The sequence below is a fragment of the Gardnerella sp. c12Ub_1 genome, from assembly GCF_055804375.1.
The window spans coordinates 1,404,222-1,424,961 of sequence record NZ_JANUZC010000001.1 but is presented as its reverse complement, the minus strand read 5'-3'; the positions used below and the strand labels follow the sequence as shown (position 1 = coordinate 1,424,961).

General features: G+C 44.2%; 13 protein-coding genes and 2 tRNA genes. 6 read left to right on the top strand and 9 right to left on the bottom strand.

Annotated elements, in window-relative coordinates; all coding sequences use genetic code 11:
- Nucleotides 1–125 precede the first annotated feature (125 nt).
- Entirely contained in the window at nt 126–1,820 is a 1,695-nt protein-coding gene (gene pgi / locus NYP65_RS05690; RefSeq protein WP_060785875.1) for a glucose-6-phosphate isomerase, read from the bottom strand.
- Between the two features lie 335 nt (nt 1,821–2,155).
- Between pgi and NYP65_RS05685 the strand changes: the two genes are divergently transcribed.
- Together NYP65_RS05685 and NYP65_RS05680 are read left to right on the top strand one after the other, a co-directional pair.
- A tRNA-Thr gene (locus NYP65_RS05685) sits at nt 2,156–2,228 on the top strand.
- A 36-nt stretch (nt 2,229–2,264) separates the two neighbouring features.
- Nucleotides 2,265–2,345 (top strand) — tRNA-Leu (locus NYP65_RS05680).
- A 69-nt stretch (nt 2,346–2,414) separates the two neighbouring features.
- On the opposite strand, the gene NYP65_RS05675 is transcribed toward NYP65_RS05680, so the two are convergent.
- From NYP65_RS05675 to NYP65_RS05665, 3 genes are all read right to left on the bottom strand, one after another.
- Entirely contained in the window at nt 2,415–3,098 is a 684-nt protein-coding gene (locus NYP65_RS05675) for a non-canonical purine NTP pyrophosphatase (RefSeq protein WP_004133394.1), read from the bottom strand.
- A gap of 64 nt (nt 3,099–3,162) precedes the next feature.
- Nucleotides 3,163–3,927, bottom strand: coding sequence for a ribonuclease PH (gene rph / locus NYP65_RS05670; RefSeq protein ID WP_473410740.1), 765 nt, complete (start codon nt 3,925–3,927; stop codon nt 3,163–3,165).
- Between the two features lie 87 nt (nt 3,928–4,014).
- The gene (locus NYP65_RS05665) at nt 4,015–6,060 is read right to left on the bottom strand and encodes an ABC-F family ATP-binding cassette domain-containing protein (protein WP_473410739.1); all 2,046 of its coding nucleotides are present in this window, start codon (nt 6,058–6,060) and stop codon (nt 4,015–4,017) included.
- A 493-nt stretch (nt 6,061–6,553) separates the two neighbouring features.
- Between NYP65_RS05665 and NYP65_RS05660 the strand changes: the two genes are divergently transcribed.
- Nucleotides 6,554–7,708 (top strand): quinone-dependent dihydroorotate dehydrogenase, encoded by a 1,155-nt coding sequence (locus NYP65_RS05660; RefSeq protein WP_115761526.1) that lies wholly within the window; start codon nt 6,554–6,556, stop codon nt 7,706–7,708.
- A 38-nt stretch (nt 7,709–7,746) separates the two neighbouring features.
- On the opposite strand, the gene NYP65_RS05655 is transcribed toward NYP65_RS05660, so the two are convergent.
- The 5 genes from NYP65_RS05655 to NYP65_RS05635 all read right to left on the bottom strand — a co-directional run bounded on the left by NYP65_RS05655 (nt 7,747) and on the right by NYP65_RS05635 (nt 16,468).
- On the bottom strand, nt 7,747–10,152 hold the full coding sequence (locus tag NYP65_RS05655; protein ID WP_115761525.1) for a transglycosylase domain-containing protein: 2,406 nt from the start codon (nt 10,150–10,152) through the stop codon (nt 7,747–7,749).
- Nucleotides 10,153–10,249: 97 nt separating this feature from the next.
- Nucleotides 10,250–10,969 carry a Crp/Fnr family transcriptional regulator gene (locus NYP65_RS05650; protein ID WP_004131732.1) on the bottom strand — a complete coding sequence of 240 codons (720 nt, stop codon included), beginning with the start codon at nt 10,967–10,969 and terminating at the stop codon, nt 10,250–10,252.
- A gap of 30 nt (nt 10,970–10,999) precedes the next feature.
- Entirely contained in the window at nt 11,000–13,558 is a 2,559-nt protein-coding gene (locus NYP65_RS05645) for a S9 family peptidase (RefSeq protein WP_116689367.1), read from the bottom strand.
- Between the two features lie 95 nt (nt 13,559–13,653).
- Nucleotides 13,654–14,964, bottom strand: a complete 1,311-nt coding sequence (locus NYP65_RS05640) for an App1 family protein (protein WP_004131730.1) — start codon at nt 14,962–14,964, stop codon at nt 13,654–13,656.
- Nucleotides 14,948–16,468 (bottom strand): L,D-transpeptidase, encoded by a 1,521-nt coding sequence (locus tag NYP65_RS05635; protein WP_004131729.1) that lies wholly within the window; start codon nt 16,466–16,468, stop codon nt 14,948–14,950. The genes NYP65_RS05640 and NYP65_RS05635 overlap by 17 nt, the downstream gene beginning before the upstream one ends.
- A gap of 301 nt (nt 16,469–16,769) precedes the next feature.
- On the opposite strand from NYP65_RS05635, the gene NYP65_RS05630 reads away from it, so the two are divergent.
- The 3 genes from NYP65_RS05630 to NYP65_RS05620 all read left to right on the top strand — a co-directional run bounded on the left by NYP65_RS05630 (nt 16,770) and on the right by NYP65_RS05620 (nt 20,727).
- Nucleotides 16,770–17,903: a diacylglycerol/lipid kinase family protein gene (locus NYP65_RS05630; RefSeq protein ID WP_004133407.1), complete on the top strand. Its 1,134-nt coding sequence runs from the start codon at nt 16,770–16,772 to the stop codon at nt 17,901–17,903.
- A gap of 30 nt (nt 17,904–17,933) precedes the next feature.
- Nucleotides 17,934–19,607 carry a phosphoglucomutase (alpha-D-glucose-1,6-bisphosphate-dependent) gene (pgm, locus tag NYP65_RS05625; protein ID WP_101896494.1) on the top strand — a complete coding sequence of 558 codons (1,674 nt, stop codon included), beginning with the start codon at nt 17,934–17,936 and terminating at the stop codon, nt 19,605–19,607.
- 85 nt (nt 19,608–19,692) lie between these two features.
- Complete coding sequence (locus NYP65_RS05620; RefSeq protein ID WP_473410738.1) at nt 19,693–20,727, top strand: ribonuclease H family protein; 1,035 nt, start codon at nt 19,693–19,695, stop codon at nt 20,725–20,727.
- The last annotated feature ends 13 nt before the right edge of the window (nt 20,728–20,740 follow it).

The following is a 20,740-nucleotide window of genomic DNA, read 5'->3' as shown; positions in this document are numbered from 1 at the left end:
ATTGACTTTTCGCGCTACGCTTTAAGCGCAAGGCAGGTTGGAGCAAAAAATAAAAAAGCCTCTTGAAGAATTTAATCAACAAGAGGCTTTAAATCAACAATCAAATAAGATTGCTACTCGCTCGCTTACTTGCGATGAGCGCGGTAGAAGCGAATCAAGCTCTGCGTAGAAGCATCCTGAGCTGCCAAAGCGCTATCATCCTTAGAAATTGCAGGAGTAATCTGCTTTGCAAGCTGCTTGCCAAGCTCCACACCCCACTGATCGTAGGAATCCAAGCCCCAAACAGTGCCTTCAACAAAGGTGATGTGCTCGTAGAGAGCAATCAACTCGCCCAAGCTAAATGGAGTCAAAGCATCGCCAAAGATAGAGGTGGTTGGACGGTTGCCGCTAAATACGCGAGCTGGAACAATCTCTTCTGGAGTACCTTCAGCGCGAACTTCGTCTGCAGTCTTGCCGAAAGCAAGAGCCTTAGTCTGTGCAAGATAGTTGCCCAAGAACAGCTCGTGAACATCTTGATCGCCATCCTTAGTAGGATTTGGAGTGTTCACAAAAGCAATAAAATCAGCTGGAATAAGCTGAGTGCCCTGGTGAATCAACTGGTAGAAAGCGTGCTGGCCATTGGTGCCTGGCTCGCCCCAGAAGATTTCGCCAGTTTCGCTGGTTACAGGAGTGCCATCCCAGCGAACCGACTTGCCGTTGGATTCCATAGTGAGCTGCTGCAAATACGCTGGGAAGCGATGCAAGTACTGATCGTATGGAAGAACAGCATGGGAAGCAACCTTGTAGAAGTTGCGGTACCAAACGTTGAGCATACCAAGAAGAACAACAACATTCTTCTCGAATGGAGTCTCAGCAAAGTAGGTATCGATTGCGTGGAAGCCCTTCAAGAACTCCTCAAAGCGCTCAGGTCCTAAAACAACAGCCAAAGAGGTGCCAACAGCGGAATCCACAGAGTAGCGGCCGCCAACCCAGTTCCAGAATCCAAAAGCGTTGGTTGGGTTAATGCCGAACTCTTCAACCTTCTCGAGGTTGGTGGAAACAGCTACGAAGTGCTTTGCAACAGCTTCTGCCTTCTTTGCATCGCTGCCGTCAATAGCACCACTCTCCTGAAGCTTGTTAAGCAACCATGTGCGAGCGCTACGAGCGTTAGTCAAAGTCTCCAAAGTGGTGAAAGTCTTAGAAACAATAATGAAAAGCGTGGTTTCTGGATCCAAATCCTTGGTCTTTTCTGCCATATCGTTTGGATCAATGTTGGAAACGTAGCGAGCATTAATGCCAGCATCTGCGTATGGCTTTAAGGCTTCGTAAACCATGACTGGACCCAAGTCAGATCCGCCAATACCAATGTTTACAACGGTCTTAATGTTCTTGCCAGTAACACCCTTCCACTCTCCCGAGCGAACCTTATTTGCAAAGTCGTAGATGCGACCCAAAACTTCGCGAACGTCGGCAACAGTATCTTGACCGTCAACAATGAACTTGCCAGCGTCTTCTGCTGGGCGACGCAAAGCGGTGTGCAATACTGCGCGATCTTCGGTGTTGTTAATGTGCACGCCAGTGTACATTGCCTTAGTGCGCTCGTCGAGCTTTACAGCCTTAGCAAGGTTTGCGAAAAGCTTAAGCGTTTCTGGCTTAATCAAATTCTTAGAAAGATCGAAGTGGAGGTCTCCAGCTTCGAAGCTCAACTTATCCACGCGATTTGCATCTTCGGCAAACCACTTCTTCAGGCTCACGCCTTCGGATTGCAACTCATCATAGTGCTTTTGCAATGCAGCCCATTCTGGGGTCTTAACGGCGTCAACTGGTGGATTGATGGCCATTTCTAGGTCCTTTCATCTTTATTAAGTGATGTGATGATTTATAAATGTTTTATATAAATGTTTTAAGTCTAAGCACAATCTTTGGCACACTTAAACACAATGCAGAATCATCATGAATCGTAAGCAAAAATCATAATGTAAACAAGTGTAAAAATGAGCTTAAGCAAGGTGCTTGCATCACATCTTCCAATTGCCAAGATACTCACAAAAGCGGACAGAAATACACTTTGACTAGAACACATGCGAACATTACGGCGCGGCGCACTAGACAAAATCGAAATATTCATATATAGTATTTGATTTGTGCGCGAGTCGCGAATGCTTCTCGGGCAGTTGCCACTTTAGCTCAGTCGGTAGAGCGTCTCACTCGTAATGAGAAGGTCGACAGTTCGATTCTGTCAAGTGGCTCTTAAAAACCCATTTTTTGCCTGTTTAGGCGATTTTGCGCGAGTGGCGGAATGGTAGACGCGCAGGATTTAGGTTCCTGTGTCTTACGACGTGTGGGTTCAAGTCCCATCTCGCGCACATTTTGTAGTTTAATCGCAAGCTGAAGTCGTTAGTTTATCGCAACTATAATCGCAAATTAAATCGCAACTACTCAATAAACATAGCTTTTAATTCAGGCAAAAGTGCCCTCAAAGCGTTGCCGCGATGAGAAATCGCATTTTTTTCTTGCTGATTAAGTTGCGCGCTAGTTAAATCGTGCATTTGAACACCATCCCTAACGGGCTGATTATTTGGCACAAAAAGCGGATCGTAGCCAAAACCCTTGCAACCTCTAGGCTCACGAATCAAGCGCCCAACCATTTCTCCAACGCGAACAGTCTCAAAACCGTTGTTTTTCCACATAGCGTTTTCCAGATCCGCATCAACGCAGTCTTTAGGAACAGCAAGAGCCGCCGCGCATCTAAATCGCGCCGTTCGGCATTCGTCTGGAATATCCTCAAGCTGCTTAAGCAAAAGCGCGTTATTGGCATTATCGTCTCCATGAACCCCGCTCCAGCGCGCAGACAATATTCCTGGAGCCGCGCCCAAAACGTCTACAATCAAGCCAGAATCGTCAGCAACCGCAGGTAATCCAGTTCTTTGCGCAACGTCTCTAGCCTTGATTAGCGCGTTTTGCTCAAAAGTCACGCCTGTTTCCACTGGGTCTGGAAGCCCCAAAGAGCCAGCAGTAACAAGCTCAATATGCTCCGATATTTCCGCAAACTCTTCGTTAAGAATCCGCTTAATTTCAACGAGTTTACCCTCATTATGCGTTGCCACAACAAGTTTCACGCTCGCCACTCCTTAGTAATTTATCGAATAAACAGACATAAATTTTATTTAATTTTGGCTTAACTTAATTTTGGCTTAAAACTGCACGCTGAGCCGCTTGAAGCTCGCGATTCCCCTTAGATGCCAAATCAAGCAAGACGTTAAGCTCATCGCGATTAAACGGACGATGCTCCGCTGTGCCTTGAATCTCAATAAAATTGCCCGAACCAGTCATAGCAACGTTCATATCTGTCATAGCTTGACTATCTTCTACATAAGGCAAATCAAGCATTGGAGTGCCATTAATCACGCCTACAGAAACAGCAGAAACAGAGTCTTTAAGAACGTTTTTAGCGCTGCGAATATGCTTGTGCTTTTCGGCCCAATTTAGCGCATCTACAAGAGCAACATACGCACCTGTAATCGAAGCTGTACGCGTGCCGCCATCTGCTTGAAGAACATCGCAATCGATTTGAATAAGGCACTCACCCATTGCCTTCATGTCTATAACGCCCCTAAGGCAGCGACCAATAAGGCGACTAATCTCGTGCGTGCGTCCGCCGATTTTGCCCTTAACAGACTCGCGATCAGTGCGCTCGGCAGTGGCTCTTGGAAGCATTGAGTACTCGGCTGTAACCCAACCTAAACCAGTGTCTCTCCTCCAGCGCGGAACTCCAATAGTAAAAGTGGCAGTGCACATAACGCGCGTATTTCCGCACTCAATAAGAACGGAGCCTTCTGGCACGTTTGTAAAATTGCGTGTGATTTTTACTGGTCGCAACTCATCCACGTCTCTGCCATCAAAGCGAATAGGTTTTACAGATTCCAACATATCCTTAATTTGAGCCATAATTCAACAATTTAGCACGCGGCATTAACTAGCACGTGGCATTAATCTTGAGCAAAATCGCGATGCAAAAAGTGTGGTGCTTTTGATTCAAATCTGCTCGCTAAGCTCAAGCCACTCTTCTTCTAACGCGCTAGATTCGCTTTGATTCGCCTGCAACTTCTCGTTAAGCTCTTGCAAGCCAACAAAATCGCTAGGATCGTGGCTTGCCATTTTTTGCTCAATCGCACTTTTTTCTTCCTCAAGCTTTTCTAGCTTGCGCTCTATTGCCGCAACTCTTCTTGTAGCATCGTAATACGCTTTTCCGCTTAATTTTGCTTCAGCTTTTTGATTTGACTTTTGATTTGAATCTAATCCAACACCTTCTGCAGACTCCGACTTTGACTCCGACTTACTCCCAGATTCCGCCGCAAAATCTGCCTTAGACTCTTGCATATTTGCACGCTCGTAGTCTTCCATAATCTTTAAATACTCATCAACTCCGCCTGGAAGATGGCGAATCTTGCCGTCAATCAACGCAAATTGCTGATCAGTCACTCGCTCAAGCAAGTATCTATCGTGAGACACAACAATCAAAGTTCCTGGCCAAGTGTCTAGTAAATCTTCCATAACGGCAAGCATGTCTGTATCTAAGTCGTTTCCAGGCTCGTCCATTATCAACACATTTGGCTCGTTTAGAAGAATTAAAAGCAATTGCATGCGGCGCTTTTGACCACCCGAAAGGTCTGCAATCGGCGTCATAAGCTGCTCTGGCTTAAAACCAAGCCTCTCCATAAGCTGACCAGGAGTCACTTCTTTGCCGTCAATTATGTAGCTTGGCTTGTATCGGCTCAAAACCTCTTTTACCTTATATTTCCCAAGCTTTTCCAGCTCTTCTAAGCGCTGAGATAGAACGGCAAATTTTACAGTTTTGCCAATATTTACGTGACCTTTAGTCGGATGCAAAGAGCCGTCGATTATGCCTAAAAGTGTTGATTTTCCAGCACCATTGGCTCCGACTATGCCGAATCGGTCTCCTGGCCCTATTAACCACGTTTGATTGTCTAAAATCATGCGGCCGCTAATCGTTTTTTGCAATGCTGCACATGTTTCTTTTAATGGCGATTCTTCTTGCGATAATGGCGATTCTTGCGATTCCACTTGCGATTCTTCTACAGAAATCGTAACGCTACCATCATGCGTAGGCTGTGAAAATGGCGATTTTACAATATCCGCATCGGATGCAGCAGGACTTGATGAATCCTCAAAAATTTGCGTAACGTCAATCAAATCAACAACTTGCTTACCAAGACGAGAAGTTGCCATTCTTTTTAGCTCAAGAGTATCTCGCATTGGCGGAACGTCTGCTATAAGCTCGCGAGCTTGCTTAACGTGGAATTTTTGCTTTGTAGAACGCGCTCGAGCACCTCTAGAAAGCCACGCAAGCTCTTTACGAGCCAAATTCCGCCTGCGCTCCTCGCGAACATCCGCCTGGCGTTCGCGCTCAACTCGCTGCATCATGTACGCACTGTAGCCGCCTTCAAACGGGTCGATTGCGCCATCGTGAACTTCCCACATAGAAGAGCAAACTTCGTCTAAAAACCATCTATCGTGTGTAACAAGCAAAAGAGCGCCCTGCCCATCTTGCCACCTATGCAAAAGATGCTCCGCAAGCCAATGAATTGTAAGAACATCAAGATGATTCGTAGGCTCGTCCAAAGCCAAAATATCCCAATCATGCAGCAGAAGCCTTGCCAAATCCGCACGCCTGCGCTGTCCTCCAGAAAGCGTGCCAACCTTAGCTTCAAGGTTGATTCCGCCCAAAAGAGACTCCACAATTTCTCGCTGCTTTGAATCTGCAGCCCACTCGTAATCCTGGCGATTCTCCAATGCAGCTTGGCGAACCGTAGCATTATCGTCTAGCGGGTCTCGCTGGCTTAAAATGCCAAATGTTAGGCCATTTCTGCGCGTAACTCTTCCCGAATCTGGGTCAATCGCGCCTTGAAGAAGCTTTAGAAGAGTGGACTTTCCGTCTCCGTTTTTGCCTACGATTCCTATGCGGTCGCCTTCAAAAACGCCTTGAGTTACGTCTTTGAAAATCGTTTTTGTTGCAAATTCAAGGGAAACATGTTCTAGTCCCAAATCATAAGTAGGCATAACTCACAAATATAGCTGTGCTGCTATACCATTCGCGAATGCAGGTCGTCGTTCGCACGGATTAGCCGTGCGAACGTCTCCGCAGCGCAGAAGCAGTGCTTCTGCGCTGAGCTGCTCAGCGCGCCAAATTGCCTTCGCGCGCTACGCTTTAAGCGCTCGGGCAGGTTGGCGCGCAAGCTAGGTAGAGATTCGAGATTTTTCGCAGCGGATGAAGCGAACCTCAGCATGAAATGGTGATTCGCTGAAGCAGCAAGAAAAATCGAGAATCTCGGTGATTAAAGACACGCAATTGTTCTAGATATTCAGAAGGTTTGATGTATTTCTCTACGAGCAATAAAAGAGGAGCGTAGAGACGGGACTTGCGAGGAGAGAAATACTCAAACCTCGCGCAATACCAAATAGGAAAATCGTTAGCGCTGTATAAGCTCGCTATCTATATGATTCGCTTTGCACCAAAAATTGCAAAATGCTTAATGTCGTATAGTATTGAATCATGAGTTACGTATCTGAAAATTCTTTACACAATGCTGTGAATCTTGCTGCAACAGACCTCTTTACTTTTAGCTACAAGCACATTATTAAGCCGCACTTAGTGTTTAACATTCCGCCAGACGAAGCACACGACCGCATGATTGCATTTTGCAAAATAAGCGAGCGCATTCCTGGATTAATGTGGCTTTTGCGACAAATGCTTGACTACACAGATCCAATTTTACAAACGCAAGTTATGGGAGTAGATTTTGCGAATCCATTTGGCTTAAGCGCAGGACTCGATAAAAACTGCGATTTGTGCACAGTTCTAGACAACGCTGGTTTTGGATTTGAAACAGTTGGCTCCACAACCGCTCGTCCATGTGCAGGAAACGCTAAACCTTGGTATCATAGGCTTCCGCAATATGATTCACTTCTTGTTCATGCAGGTCTTGCAAACGATGGCAGCGAATTTGTGATTCCTAGAGTAGAAAAAGCATGGACGAATGCTAAAAGCATGCAAATTTCTATAAGCATTGCGCGAACTAACGATAATCTTGTTGGCGATTTAGACGAAGGCATTGAAGATTATCGCATATCTATGGAGCGCGCAAGTGGCAAAAGCTCGATGATTGAGGTTAATATTTCTTGCCCAAACACTATGGCTGGCGAACCTTTTAGTAATCCAGATGCTTTAGATAAGCTTTTTAGTGTTTTAGATAAAGTAAGCAGACCTCAGCCAACTCTTGTAAAAATGCCTTTGAACTTAAAGGGCGGATGGCCTCAATTTAAGTCTTTGTTAGACGTTTTAAGCGCACATAAGGTTGATGGCGTGAGCATTGCAAATTTGCGCAAGAATCGAGATGGACTAGATATTCCAGCAGATTGGAAAGGTGGAATCTCAGGGGCTCCAACATTTGCCGCAAGCAATGAGCTTATTAAGCGCACTAGAAGCGAGTTTGGATCCCGCTTTGCAATTGCTGGAATCGGCGGAGTATTTACCGCTGAACAAGCATATCAAAAGATTAGAAACGGCGCCGACTTAGTTATGTTCGTTTCTTCTCTTATGTACAGAGGCCCTCAACAAATTACAACGCTAAAGCGCGGTCTTGCAAAGATGCTTAGAAAAGACGGCTTTAATAGTGTTAAGGATGCTGTTGGAGTAGACGCGCTCTAGTCGAGTCACACTAGTGACATCACACTAGCAACAACACACTAACGAGTTCCGCCAGAATACGAGCTGGAGGTATCTCCACTGCTGGAGTCACCAGAATATTGGTCTTGCCTTCCGTCGCCCGTTGCGTAGCGTCCGTTTGTAGCAGCATCTTGTTGCGAGTTTTGATCACCTTGCGCACTCTGATCGCTTTGCGAACCCTGGCTTTGCTCTTGAGCTGCCTGCCTGCGCGCTTCTTCTTCCCTATCGCGCTGTTGTTGCAACTCATATTGCCTGCGCATCTGCTCGCTAGTCAACGGCATTTTTCCGCCAGCCATATACTTTGGATCTGGCTTTCCGTAATCGTTATCCATAGGCGTGTTAGATGCCTTTAGGTACGTATCCATAAACTTTTTCCAAGCAGGCATAGCAATGTAGGTACCATACCATGTGCTGTGGTAGACGCCATTAATGCGCATGTTGTTAAAGCTTTTTTGAACTTCCGCATTTCCAACCGCAATAAACGCAGATACCTTGTTTGGCACAAATCCAGCTGTTGCCATGTAAAACTCTTCGTTAGTACCAGTTTTAGTAAACGTTTTTCGTCCACCTTCTAGCTGAGCCATATGCGCAACACCAGTTGGCTGAACAACGCCTTGATTAATAGCGTATGCTGCCGTTTGAGCAACCTTCTTTGGTATTGCTTGATGGCAATTAGCGCTAGGAACACGCAAACGCTTACCATTCTTGTCTACTACACGCTTAATGGCTATAGGATCGCATTGAACGCCATCAGCTGCGATTGTTGCATAAACATTTGCCATTGTAAGCGGCGAAGCTTGCACAGCACCAATCAGCATAGGAGGATTGAACGAGTTCTTAGAAAACACATCTTCTTGACCCAATGGCGAATTGTGATACCCCAACGTTTTAGCTGCCTCCGCAACAGCACAAAGCTTAAGCTGGGTTCCCATTGCTGCCTGAATAGTGTTATGAGAATGAACAAGACCCATTAAAGGCGTTTCTGGGCTAACACTACCGCCACCAGAGTTTTGAACAGACCAGCGACCAATTCCACGATACCTTGCACAAGAAAAATCAGTGTTGTTATAAAGCATGCTTGTTCTTAGAGGCTGATTAATCGACTTTCCAGCAAGCAACCAAGCAACAATGTTAATTGGCTTCCACGTAGAACCAATCTGCCAGCCTAAGCCGCCGCCGTCTCGCTCGTCTACAGCGTAGTTAATCGCAGTGTGCGTAGGGTCTGATTTTGCTGCATCTGTAGCATCGTAAATACGGTTGCTTCCAAATCCAAGTACTTCTCCAGTTCCAGGCTTAATCGCAGCAATCGAAACTTCAAAACCGCTTGGATCGTTGATTGGAACAGTAGCCCTAGCTGTGTCCATTGCAGAAGAGTTTGCAAGAATATCCATTGTTGTGTAAATGTCTAATCCGCCTTCGTTAAGAAGCTTTTGACGCGCAACAGTGGTTTTACCAAACTCGCGAGAATTCAATATTTTTTTAGTAACGTAATCGCAGAAGAATGCAGCGTCTCCAGCAGCTTGGCATCCAACATTTGCAACTTCATGCTGAATATTAAGCGTATCTTTAATTGGAATTTTTGCAGCATCATCATGCTCTTTTTGGCTTATAAAATTCTGCCTAAGCATTAAATCAAGAACAATATTCCTTTGCTTTTGCGATTCTGGCCAATTTTCTTCTATAGAAGGATCATACCTAGAAGGATTTTTTGTGATTGATGCAATCGTTGCCGCTTGAACAAGATTAAGCTTTGCTGCAGTAGTGTTAAAGTAGCGCTTTGCAGCTGTTTCTACACCATAAAGATTATTACTACCGAATTGCGCAACGTTTAAGTAACCCTGCAAAATCTCTAACTTTGAGTATTTTTTCTCCATTTGAATTGCGATTAGCATTTCTCGCAATTTTCTAGCAACAGTACTTTCTGCAGCATGATATTCCGATATAGGATCGTTATCTTCCCTAGCTTTAATCATAAGAACGTTTTTAACGTACTGCTGCGTTAAGGAAGAACCACCTTGCATATCTGACTTTTTAATAAACGTTTGCACAAACGCACGCATAACGCCTTGAACATCTACGCCAGAATGTTCAAAGAATCGTCGATCTTCTCGAGCAACCATTGCTTGTTGCATATATTGCGATATTCGCCTAAGCGGCACAACAGTGCGGTTTTGAGCATAAAAAGTGGCAATAACAGTTTTGCCATCGGAAGCGTATAATCGCGATTTTTGAGGCAAAGCAGTAACGTCAAAATCAATACCATCTACCCTAAGAGAAGGCACAACAGACTTAACAACGCTGTTTATGCTCATTACCCCTGGAACAAATAGAATACTAGAAGCTACACCACCTGCAACACACAAAGTGATGTACGTAAGAAACAGTGCGAGTACTCTACGAGTTGTTAGGGATTTCTTTTTAGGCATGCGTACTATTCTAGAGGCTTGCCTCTACGTTGCGGCACGCAAAAATCGCGATTTACAAGATTTACGCGATTTGCACGATTTGCATGATTTGCACGATTTATCTTTCTGCTCGGCGAATCAACATTCCAGGCTCGTAAATAATAATCGACCTTCCGTGCCTTTTAATCCAACCTCTTTGCGCAAAATCCATCAACGCTTTATTAACTGTTTCTCTAGAAGATCCAACCAATTGCGCAAGCTCTTCTTGAGTTAAATCGTGAGGAACAAGCACGCCTTCTCTAACAGGCTCTCCAAATCTAGAAGCAAGGTTCAAAAGCGTTTTTGCTAATCTTGCTGGAACGTCCATAAAAACAAGATCAGAAATATGCTCGTTGTTTGCTCTTAAGCGAGCAGCTAAAACTTGAAGCATATCTACAGCAACTCGCGGATGATGACCTAACCAGTTAAAAAGTACTTCATTTTCTAGCCACAGCACGCGAGTTTTATCTGTAATAGCAATCGCAGATGCCGTGCGCGGCCCACCATACGGGTCAAAAACAGGAATCTCCCCAAGAATTTCTCCATGCGTGTGAATGCTAAGCAATTGCACACGATTATCTCTAGAATGACGAACAAGCTTAACGCGTCCGCGCTCCAAAAGATACATGCGGCGATCCGTATCTCCTTCGTTAAAAATCGCCTGCCCCTTAGAAAAAACCGACTCATGCAAGTGTTCTAGCAGCTCCCTCGCTTGATCTAGTGGCACTTGCTTAAATAACGCTGTATGCGTTAACGGAAGGTCTTCCGCATAGGGCTTATCTGGCTTAATTCTTACCACAATCAGCCTCCAATGTGTTTTAAGGATATTCTACGAAATACCCATGGCATCTAAACACCACGCGTTTTCGTAGCAAACTTCTTCCCACTTTTTATATCTGCCAGAGCCTCCGCCGTGGCCACCTTCTGTTTCAATGCGCGCAATCGCATCCGCTCCAGCCGCTTGCAATCGCGCAAGCCACTTAAGCGGCTCCGTAACAAGAACGCGAGTGTCGTTAATCGAAGACGTTATAAGAATCTTTGGAAAATCTCCTTGCTCAATATGCTCAGGCACATTCTCGTAAGGCGTATACGACTTTAGATACGCGTAATCTTGCGCATTGTGCAACGGATCTCCCCACTCGTCCCACTCGGTAACAGTAAGCGGCAGCGATTCGTCTAACATAGATGTAAGCGCGTCTACAAAAGGAACGTCCGCTTCGATTCCTGCGTAGCATTGCGGAGCCATATTTGCCACAGCTCCCATAAGAAGGCCGCCTGCGGAACCACCATTTGCAACAGTCTGATTCGCATCAGCATAACCTGCTTGTTGCAAAGCGCGCGTAACATCTACAAAATCTTCAAAAGTGTGTTTTTTATTGCGCCGTCTGCCATTCTCATACCACGCGCGACCCATTTCTCCGCCGCCTCGCACATGAACTTGCGCAAAAAGCACGCCTCTGTCTAGCATGCTTAAACGCGCAACAGAAAAATACGGATCGCTGCTAATCTCGTACGCTCCGTAAGCGGTTATAAACATTGCGTTCGTTTTTGCAACAGCGTCTTTTTTCCAAACTAGCGAAACTGGCACGCTCTCGCCGTCTCGAACTTTAACCCACACTCGTTTTTCTGCGTAGTCGTTTTCGTTAAAATCGCCTAAAATTTTCCCGCGCTTAAGTAAAACACTTTTACCTGTTGCTGGGTCTAGTTCTTTTAACGCTCCAAGAGTTGCGTAACTTGAGCAAGAATAACGTATTTTTGGCGCTTCATAACACGGATTTCCCGTTGCTCCAATAAGGCTGATTCGACTATTTTTTGCTTGTTCAAGACTTATTTTAGACAATTCTTTGCGAGCGCTAGTGGAACGGAAGCTTGCGACTTTTGCGCAAGAATCGCAAGAAACTAACGAATCGCAAGAAGCCGCAGACTCGCAAGAATCTTCTACAAACCCGTCTTCTTTTACAAGGCGGAATCTCCATGGGCAGCCTGCCTTAAAATCTTCAACAGCATTGCTTTTAGTCATAACAGCAAGCTGAGGCAAGCCATTCGCGCGGAAAGAAAGAGCAACGTAATTTTTATAAACGCTTAAACCATCTACGCTCAAGCCGCGCAATCCTTGCAAAATCTTAGGATTTTTGCTGTTGTAATACGGCGCACTAATGGCCTTTTTACTCGCGCCTTTTTCTATTAAATCGCCATTTTGGCATCCGTATGGAGACCCTTGCGCAACGCAGATGCCTTCGCCAATGTTAAATGGCATTGAATCCGCAGAGTGCTTCCGCAAATCTATAACATCAATTTGAAAATTAGGATTTTTAAGATTGTGGCTTACAAACATTAGTGGAATATCTTTGCCATCTTGCCCAGCATTTTCAAAGCACGCAAACGAAACGTCGTATTCTACGTTTTCTATAGGCTTAAGAACCATTCTAAAATCGCCTTCTGGAGTGCTTAGAGGCAGCATTAACACGCGTGAAGTGGTTTTAGAACTGCTGTTTATAATAACACTTCGCTCGTCGAAGCTTTCGTACACGCTAACAAAAAAGCGTTCGTCTAAATCTTCAAAAACTTTAACGTCATTTTCTACACTTGTTCCAACCTTATGCCTAAACACTTGGTATGGCCTCCAAGCACTATCTAAAGTTACGTAGAAAACCCATTTTCCATCTGGCGTTAAAAGCGCAGAAGATATGCCTTTTATGCAATCCGAAAGTGTTACAAAACTACTGTTATAGCGAGTGATGTAATCGGCACTTTCGCTACCATTTTCTTCGATATTTTCGCCATTTTTGCAATCAAAATCGCCACTTTTCTCCGCGCAAAAATCGCGAATATAAAAGTCAAATCTTTCATCGCCCTTAGAGTCAACTCCAAACAGCATTCGCTTACCATCTAAGCTAATATCCATTCCACCAAGCTGAAAGAATCCGCCATTAAAACGGTTAGCTTCTATATTTGCGTCAAAAATAACCTCTTCGCATGGCGTTTGACCAGCATGAGCGTGCTCATCTATAACAGGTGGATTCCAATCATCTTCGCTTTTAATTTTCATACGGCATTGAACGCCATATTGTTTGCCTTCTTCTGTTCTAACGTAATACCAATAGCCGTCCATGCGCGTTGGAACCGACATATCTGTTTCTTGAATACGGCTCTTTAACTCACTAAACAAATGTTTACGTAAAGTCTCTAAACTAGAAACGCGTTTGCTAGTGTACTCATTTTGAGCATCAATATACTCGCGCAACTCCTTGGATTTAGTGTTACTCATCCATGCATATTCGTCTACGAATACATCGTTATGAAACTTACGAACGTAGTCAACTCGTTTTGCAAGAAGTGGCTTTTTAACAGTATTAAAATCACTAACTTTTAGCGAACTATCTTCCATTTATAACCTTTACAATCTTTATGATCTTTACAACACTTAAAATACTTACAACACTTACAACACTTAGAACACTTAAAATCAGTCTTTGATTAAAATCATTCTTTGTAATTAACAGAATCCATAATAAACGGAATCATAATATCTTCTAGCAAATTGCCATTTTGAGCAGCAAAGAATGGAACACCTTCAAAAGTACCAGCTGCACCCTTAGCTTCAACAAAAATATCATTGCAAGTTTTAGCAACTCTAGAAGATGCAAGAGTCACACCAAAATTCTTAGACATGTTTCGCCTGAAATCAACCAAAGTTGCGTCTTTTTTAAGCTGACGTATGCCAACAGCAAGAACGCGATTGGGGAATTTTTCAATGATTTTTGCATAAGTCGAAGGGTCTTTTTGACCGTCATCTCCAATAAGAACAAATCGCATGTCTGGAAAATCATCCATAAGCTGTTGAGCAAACTCGAGCTTGTGCTGTGGTCCAGTTGGAACAAAAGTCTTAGGACGCGGGTCTAAATCCCTAAGAAGAAGAGGTCCTGCAGGAAAACCTTCGCGCAAAATAAAGTGTCGAATTGAAGCTTCCACATTCCAAGGAGAATTGGAAAGGTAGAAGAAAGGGGTGCTAGGAATTGAATCCTTAATACGCCTAAAAAAGTGACTCATTCCATCAACAGCATGCCTATGTTCAGGATTCATAATAAGCAAATTGTAAGCAGCTCTAAGAGGAGAAGGCGCTTGAGTGACCATAATAGTATCGTCAACGTCGGAAATAATACCTAAAGGCGTTTGCTCCGATATAACAAACATGCTTGCTTCAACAGCATTGCGATTATCAACCGTGTACGAAACCTTGTGTTCGCCTGGCAAAAGCGACCTTTCGGTAACCAAATCCAAGTAACCCGAACAATCCGAAACGCAATATTCTGCGCTACTGTTATACGCAGAATCTGGCTTATCGTACACGGAAGAATCGCCAACTTGCGCCCATTCAACAGCAACGTTATCAATACTTAGAGCAACCTTAACACGAATTGCAGGAACAACAAGCATCGCGTAAATACCGCGCTTTAAAGCGGAATGATGACCAGCTTTAGGCGCTAGAACAGTTCGGCAAATCAAGCGCGCGTAGCGATCTGTACCGTAACCAATGTATGGCTCAACGCTAGGAAACCATCCAAAATGCCGAGCGATTTTGCCACTTATGCGCACCCAAAGTCCAAAGCTAGACGTTGCAAACTTTCTAGCAAATTGAACAATCGGAGGTTTTTTATCTAAGCGCTCTTCGCTAGAAGGAGCATCAAACAGCGTTTCTGTAACACGAACCTGAATCGGAGTGCTACTAACTCTTCTAGATGCAGCAGGCAAATCGCCCTTCAAATTTGCTGCTTTATTAGCGTACTGGTCCATCTGGTTGTTCTCCAACAACTTCCACAACTGTTCCGCGAGGGCAGTTTTCAAACACCCACTTTGCATCTTGCTCATACATGTTTATGCACCCATGAGAACCGTACTTTGCAGGATATCCTTGAGATATACCAACATTGTTCCAAAGAGCTGTATGGAATGAGATTCCGCCGTTAAAGTAGCTAACCCAAGTAATTCCAGGCAAGAAATACCTAGAGCCGTTTCGGTTAAATCCGCGCATATCTTGCACTCGGTAGCGCAAGTAAATAAAGTACGTTCCGTTTGGCGTTTCGTAATAACCGTTTGAGCCACTGCAAACTGGGAATGTTTTAAGAAGCTGATCGTCTTTGTAAACGCTTATTGTTTGGTTTGACTTGTTAACAACAACGCGCATGTCAACAGTCTTTTTTTCGATTCCAAACTTAACAACGTTTGTTGGAACACTAAGCTTTGCATCTGCCGACTTTTCTACAGCTTGAACAACTTTATTTGCAAAGTCTTTAGAATACTTAACTTCTATGCCGTTTTCACCCTTAAGCGTTGTTAATATAAACTTTCCTTGCTTGTTGTATGTATCTTCTTGGTCTACTTTTTGTTGATTAAGATTCTTAGCAAGCTCTTTAGAAAGCCATGCGTTGGCAGCAGACGAATCAACCTTGTACGAAATCTTCTTTTTTGCACAATCTGCATCAATCTTAATCCAAGATGCTAAAACAGCCTTTGAAAGCGTAAAATCTTTTGAATCGCCATTATCTAACGTAATTTTTTTAGATAGCAAATTATTGAGTTGATCAACAGTTTTCTGCGCTACATCACGCTTAATTGGAGCTTCTACCTTACGAGAGCCAACCGTAACTTTTACTGTTTTACCAGGATTTTCTAGAACGCGCTTAATTGCCTCACGAACTGGCAAAGTTATAATCGTACGGCCTGGAACACCATCTTCTACAACATAAGAGTTAGAAGAAGAATCGAACTTAGCTGTATACGGCATTGCCCTATCTTTTTCGCTAACAAACTTTTTAACAATGTACGCGTCCATGCTTTCGTTGTCTAACTTGGCTTTAAGCCCAACGTTTTCTTGCAACCAAGGCATAAGCATTGTAAACACGTTATTGTGCTTTGCGCGCATAACGTTTTGCACAGTTGCGCTTTTATCTACACTTACCGATAAGTCTTTAAGTGTTTCAACAGAGCTTTTTCCAGAATCGTCTTTAATCTCAATCTTTGTGTTTTCAATCGCCCTATTTACAGCATCTGTGACTTTTTCAATCTGCGCGCCCGAAACTTCACTGCTGCCAGCAAAATGCACTCCAGGAGCAACACGGTTATGGAAGTATGCTTGCGACCCTACAAAAGCCGCAACTACAAGTATTAAGAAAATAATAAACGAGTAAAGCAATACAAGCGCAGACTTATTGCCTTTAACACGTTTTTTCGATACTTCAAATTGTTCAGTATCGTCGGATTCAAAAACGCTCATATTATTTTCTTGCGATTCAGACATAACTTTAAACCCCTGCTAGTTCTACGCGCAAAACGCATGGTGCAAGCTTATCACTTGCTTAGCATATAAAAATCATATAAATGGCACTAACTAAGCAAACATGCCAACGTCAAAATGTAATTAAGCGCATAATCAAGCTCATAATCAATGCGCTAATCAAATGCCGCAATCAAGCTCTAATCAAATGCCGCAATGCGTAAAATAACGCAATAAGTGATGAAAATGTAAAGAAATAATCAAATTTTATAAATATTGTCAAAATAATGTCCATATCTTAAAGATGTGTGCAAGAATAATAAATATGCCAGATATGCCAATTCAAGCAACAATTGCGTTAATGGTGATTGTTTTTGCGCTAGTTTTTGCGCCATTCGTCATCATGATAGTTACGCGTACCCTGAAGAAGCATCATTTAGCAGAAAAACTGGCAGAAAGGCATGGAGACAGCGTTCACTACGCTTTTATAATAAATCCTTCTAAACCGCAAGCCGAAGAATACCGAAAAAGCATTAAAGATTACTGTGCTTCTAACGATTTTACGTACGAAATAATAGATACGCAGCTTAATAAAGACGGGCGCGAATGCGCGCTAGAAGCTTTGAAAAATGGCGCAAATGTTGTTGTTGCTGTTGGCGGAGATGGTACTGTTAGAACAGTTGCGAGCGCAGTTAGCGGAACAGACCACGCAATGGGAATAATTCCAATTGGAACGGGAAATTTGTTTGCGCGAAACATGGGGATTCCTGTAGACAATGTTCAAGCCGCGCTAAAAGTGGCCACTAGCCATGGATCTAGGTTTGTTGACGTTGGTCGCGTTTTTATACTCGATAAGCCGTACGAAGACCACGGTCATGCGTTCTTGATTATTGCGGGAATTGGATTCGACGCGCTTATGATAGACGACACTAATCCTGCACTTAAAAAGAACATAAGCTGGCTTGCGTACTTTGTTGCAGGCGTTAAGCACTTGTTTGCGCCAAAATACCGCGGAGACGTTACTTTTACGCGCAAAGATGGAACGGATTACACATCTAGTGCAATATCTTTCCGCACGCTTATGGCTGGAAATTGCGGCCAGATTCCAATGTTTTCACTTATGCCAAATGCTGCTTACGACGATGGCATACTCGACTTTGAGATTATTGACACTTCTGGCGGATTAATCGGATGGGCTAACTTGTTTGGAGATGTTGTGCACCAAACCGTTACAGGAAAAGCGCAACAAAGCCCACTTTCTACAAACTCCAAGATTGACCAATCGCAGGGTATTGAAGCCGAAGTTAAGCTAGAACGGCCTGCTCCTGTGCAGGTTGATGGAGATATTTTAGGCTACACAAAACACTTGCGTTTTAGCGTAGATAAAAGAGCATTATGCGTGCGTGTGCCAGAGAGTTTGCAATCTTCTTTAACCCAAAATACCGCCGACTTACATTAAAATACCGTCGCCGTGGCAAAATAAAAAATTATGGTAGCAAAAAATGCGGGAATGCCCGCCACCCCAGAAGATCTAGTAGACGTTGACGCTTTGATTGGCGCTTACTACGATGAAGTTCCAAATTCCAATATTCCAGAACAGCGCGTTATTTTCGGCACGTCTGGTCACCGTGGTTCTGCGTTAAAAACTTCGTTTAACGAAGCTCACATTGTTGCAATCACACAAGCCATTGCCGAATATCGCAAGAAGGCTGGCGTAACTGGCCCACTTTATATTGGTAGAGATACGCACGCTCTTTCCGAGCCTGCTCAAAAAACCGCTATTGAGGTTTTGGTTGCTAACGGCGTTCACGTTCGTGTGGACTCGCGCGGCGACTTTGTTCCAACGCCTGTTGTGTCGCAAGCTATTTTGACGCATAATCGCGCAGCTGATGGCACTCAGCGTTTTAGCGGCGAAGGTTTGGCAGATGGCATCGTAGTAACTCCTTCACACAATCCTCCAACCGACGGCGGTTTTAAGTACGACCCTGTAACTGGCGGCCCTGCCCCAGCAGACGTAACTAATGCGATTGCAAACCGCGCAAACGAATTGCTCGACAATTACAAGTCCGTTAAGCGCGTGCCTTTCGAGGAAGCAATCAAGTCTGATTTGGTTGAAGGCTTCGATTACCGCGAACACTACGTTAGCGATTTAGCAAACGTTATTGACTTCGATGTAATTCGCTCTAGCGGTGTGCGCTTGGGAATTGACCCACTCGGCGGCGCAAGCGTAAACTACTGGCCACTTATGAACGAAAAGTACGGCTTAAACATTGGCGTTGTGCGCCCAGATGTTGACCCAACTTGGCGATTCATGACAATTGACCACGATGGCAAGATTCGTATGGATCCAAGCTCCCCTTATGCAATGAAGGGCTTAGTTGATCAGCTTAACGCTGGCGCTTGGGATAAGTACGATTTAGTTGGCGGCACCGATCCAGATGCTGACCGCCACGGAATTGTGTGCCCTAACTGGGGAGTTATGAACCCGAACCACTACATTGCAGTGTGCGTGGAGTACTTGTTCGGCGGCGCTCGCCCAGATTGGCCAAAGAATACTGCTATCGGCAAGACGCTTGTGTCTTCTTCTTTGATTGACCGCGTAGCTGCTTCTATTAACGCTAAGCTTGTGGAAGTTCCTGTTGGCTTTAAGTGGTTTGTTGACCCACTCTTTAGTGGCGAAGTTGCTTTCGGCGGCGAGGAAAGCTCTGGCATGAGCTTCTTGCGCAAGGATGGCCGCGTGTGGACAACCGATAAGGATGGCTTGATTCCTGATTTGCTCGCTGCAGAAATCACTGCAAAGACTGGCAAGAATCCTGCTCAGCTTCATCAAGACCAGGTTGCTCGCTTTGGCGAAAGCTGGTACAAGCGCGTAGATACTCCAACCACTCTTGAGCAAAAGCAAAAGTTTGCAGCTCTAAGCGGAAACGACGTTGAAGCGACTAAGCTTGCTGGCGAAGATATTACTGCAAAGCTCACTGAGGCTCCTGGAAACGGCGCTAAGATTGGCGGCTTGAAGGTTACAACTAAGAACAATTGGTTCGCTGCTCGCCCATCTGGTACCGAGAACATTTACAAGGTTTACGCTGAGTCCTTCGTTTCTCCAGAAGCGCTAGATAAGGTGCTTGAGGAAGCTACTGCTGTAGTTGACAAGGCTTTAGCGTAACGCTTTAATTGCGATTAGTTAAAGTTAACAGCTTCTATATGCGCTGGTTGCTGATGCTGCCAGCGCATTTTTGAAAGGTTTTGCAATGATTGTTGTTTCTACAGACGGATCTGCTCTAGGAAATCCAAACGGATCAATGGGCTGGGCTTGGGCAGACCACATAGACGAAGCGGGCAACGCTCACGAGCACAATCACACTGGTAACGCGGATGCAGGCGGAGCTACTAACGGCACGAATCAAATAGGCGAATTATGCGCAGTTCTAGAAGCTTTGCGAGCACATCCTGGAAGCGAGCCTTTAACAATCGAAAGCGACTCGCAATATGCGATTAATTGTGCAACAACTTGGATTCATGGTTGGAAAAAGAACGGTTGGAAAAACTCCAAAAAAGAGCCTGTAAAAAATGCAGAACTTATTCGCGCAATCGATTCGGAGATTTGCAAGCGCAAAGGCTCCGTTAAGTTCGTTTGGGTTAAGGGTCATGCTGGAAACGCTGGAAACGAGAAAGTTGACGAGCTTGCTAGAACTTATGCCGAAGATTGCCGCAGCAAATTGAAGGATGGATATTTGCCACTAGAAGGGTGGAAATCGTTGATTTCTTCCTCATATTCAGATGGCGTTGACGTTCCGCAAGACGCAAAAATGCTATTGGATGGAAAAATTTCTAGTAGCGAATACCACATTGGCAGATGCGTTGGAGAAGATATTAATCCTGATTTTAATGGCGATAATACGCGTGAAACAGAGCGTGAAACATTTAGCGATACCGCTAAATACGCAAATAACAACGCTGCTTGCGACTCATCTACGCAAATCATTAATACAAATGATGAATCGCCAGCAAATGATGAATCGAAAGCCGATGAAGATTCGCATGAAAATAACGAATCCAAAAATAGCGAATCCCAAAATAAATCAGAGCAAAAATATAAAGCAGTTCCAGGATTGCGCGTATGCGGAACATTGCAATTTACGCCTGCTCCAAACACAAGCCCAAGTTTTAACGGAAATCCACGATTTATAACAGGCACAATACAGTTAAGCGGATACGTTATGCCAGATGGCACTTTTAACTTAGAACCAACTGAATTTTATATGCAAACAAATGCTAAGAAATAACAGAACAAAATTC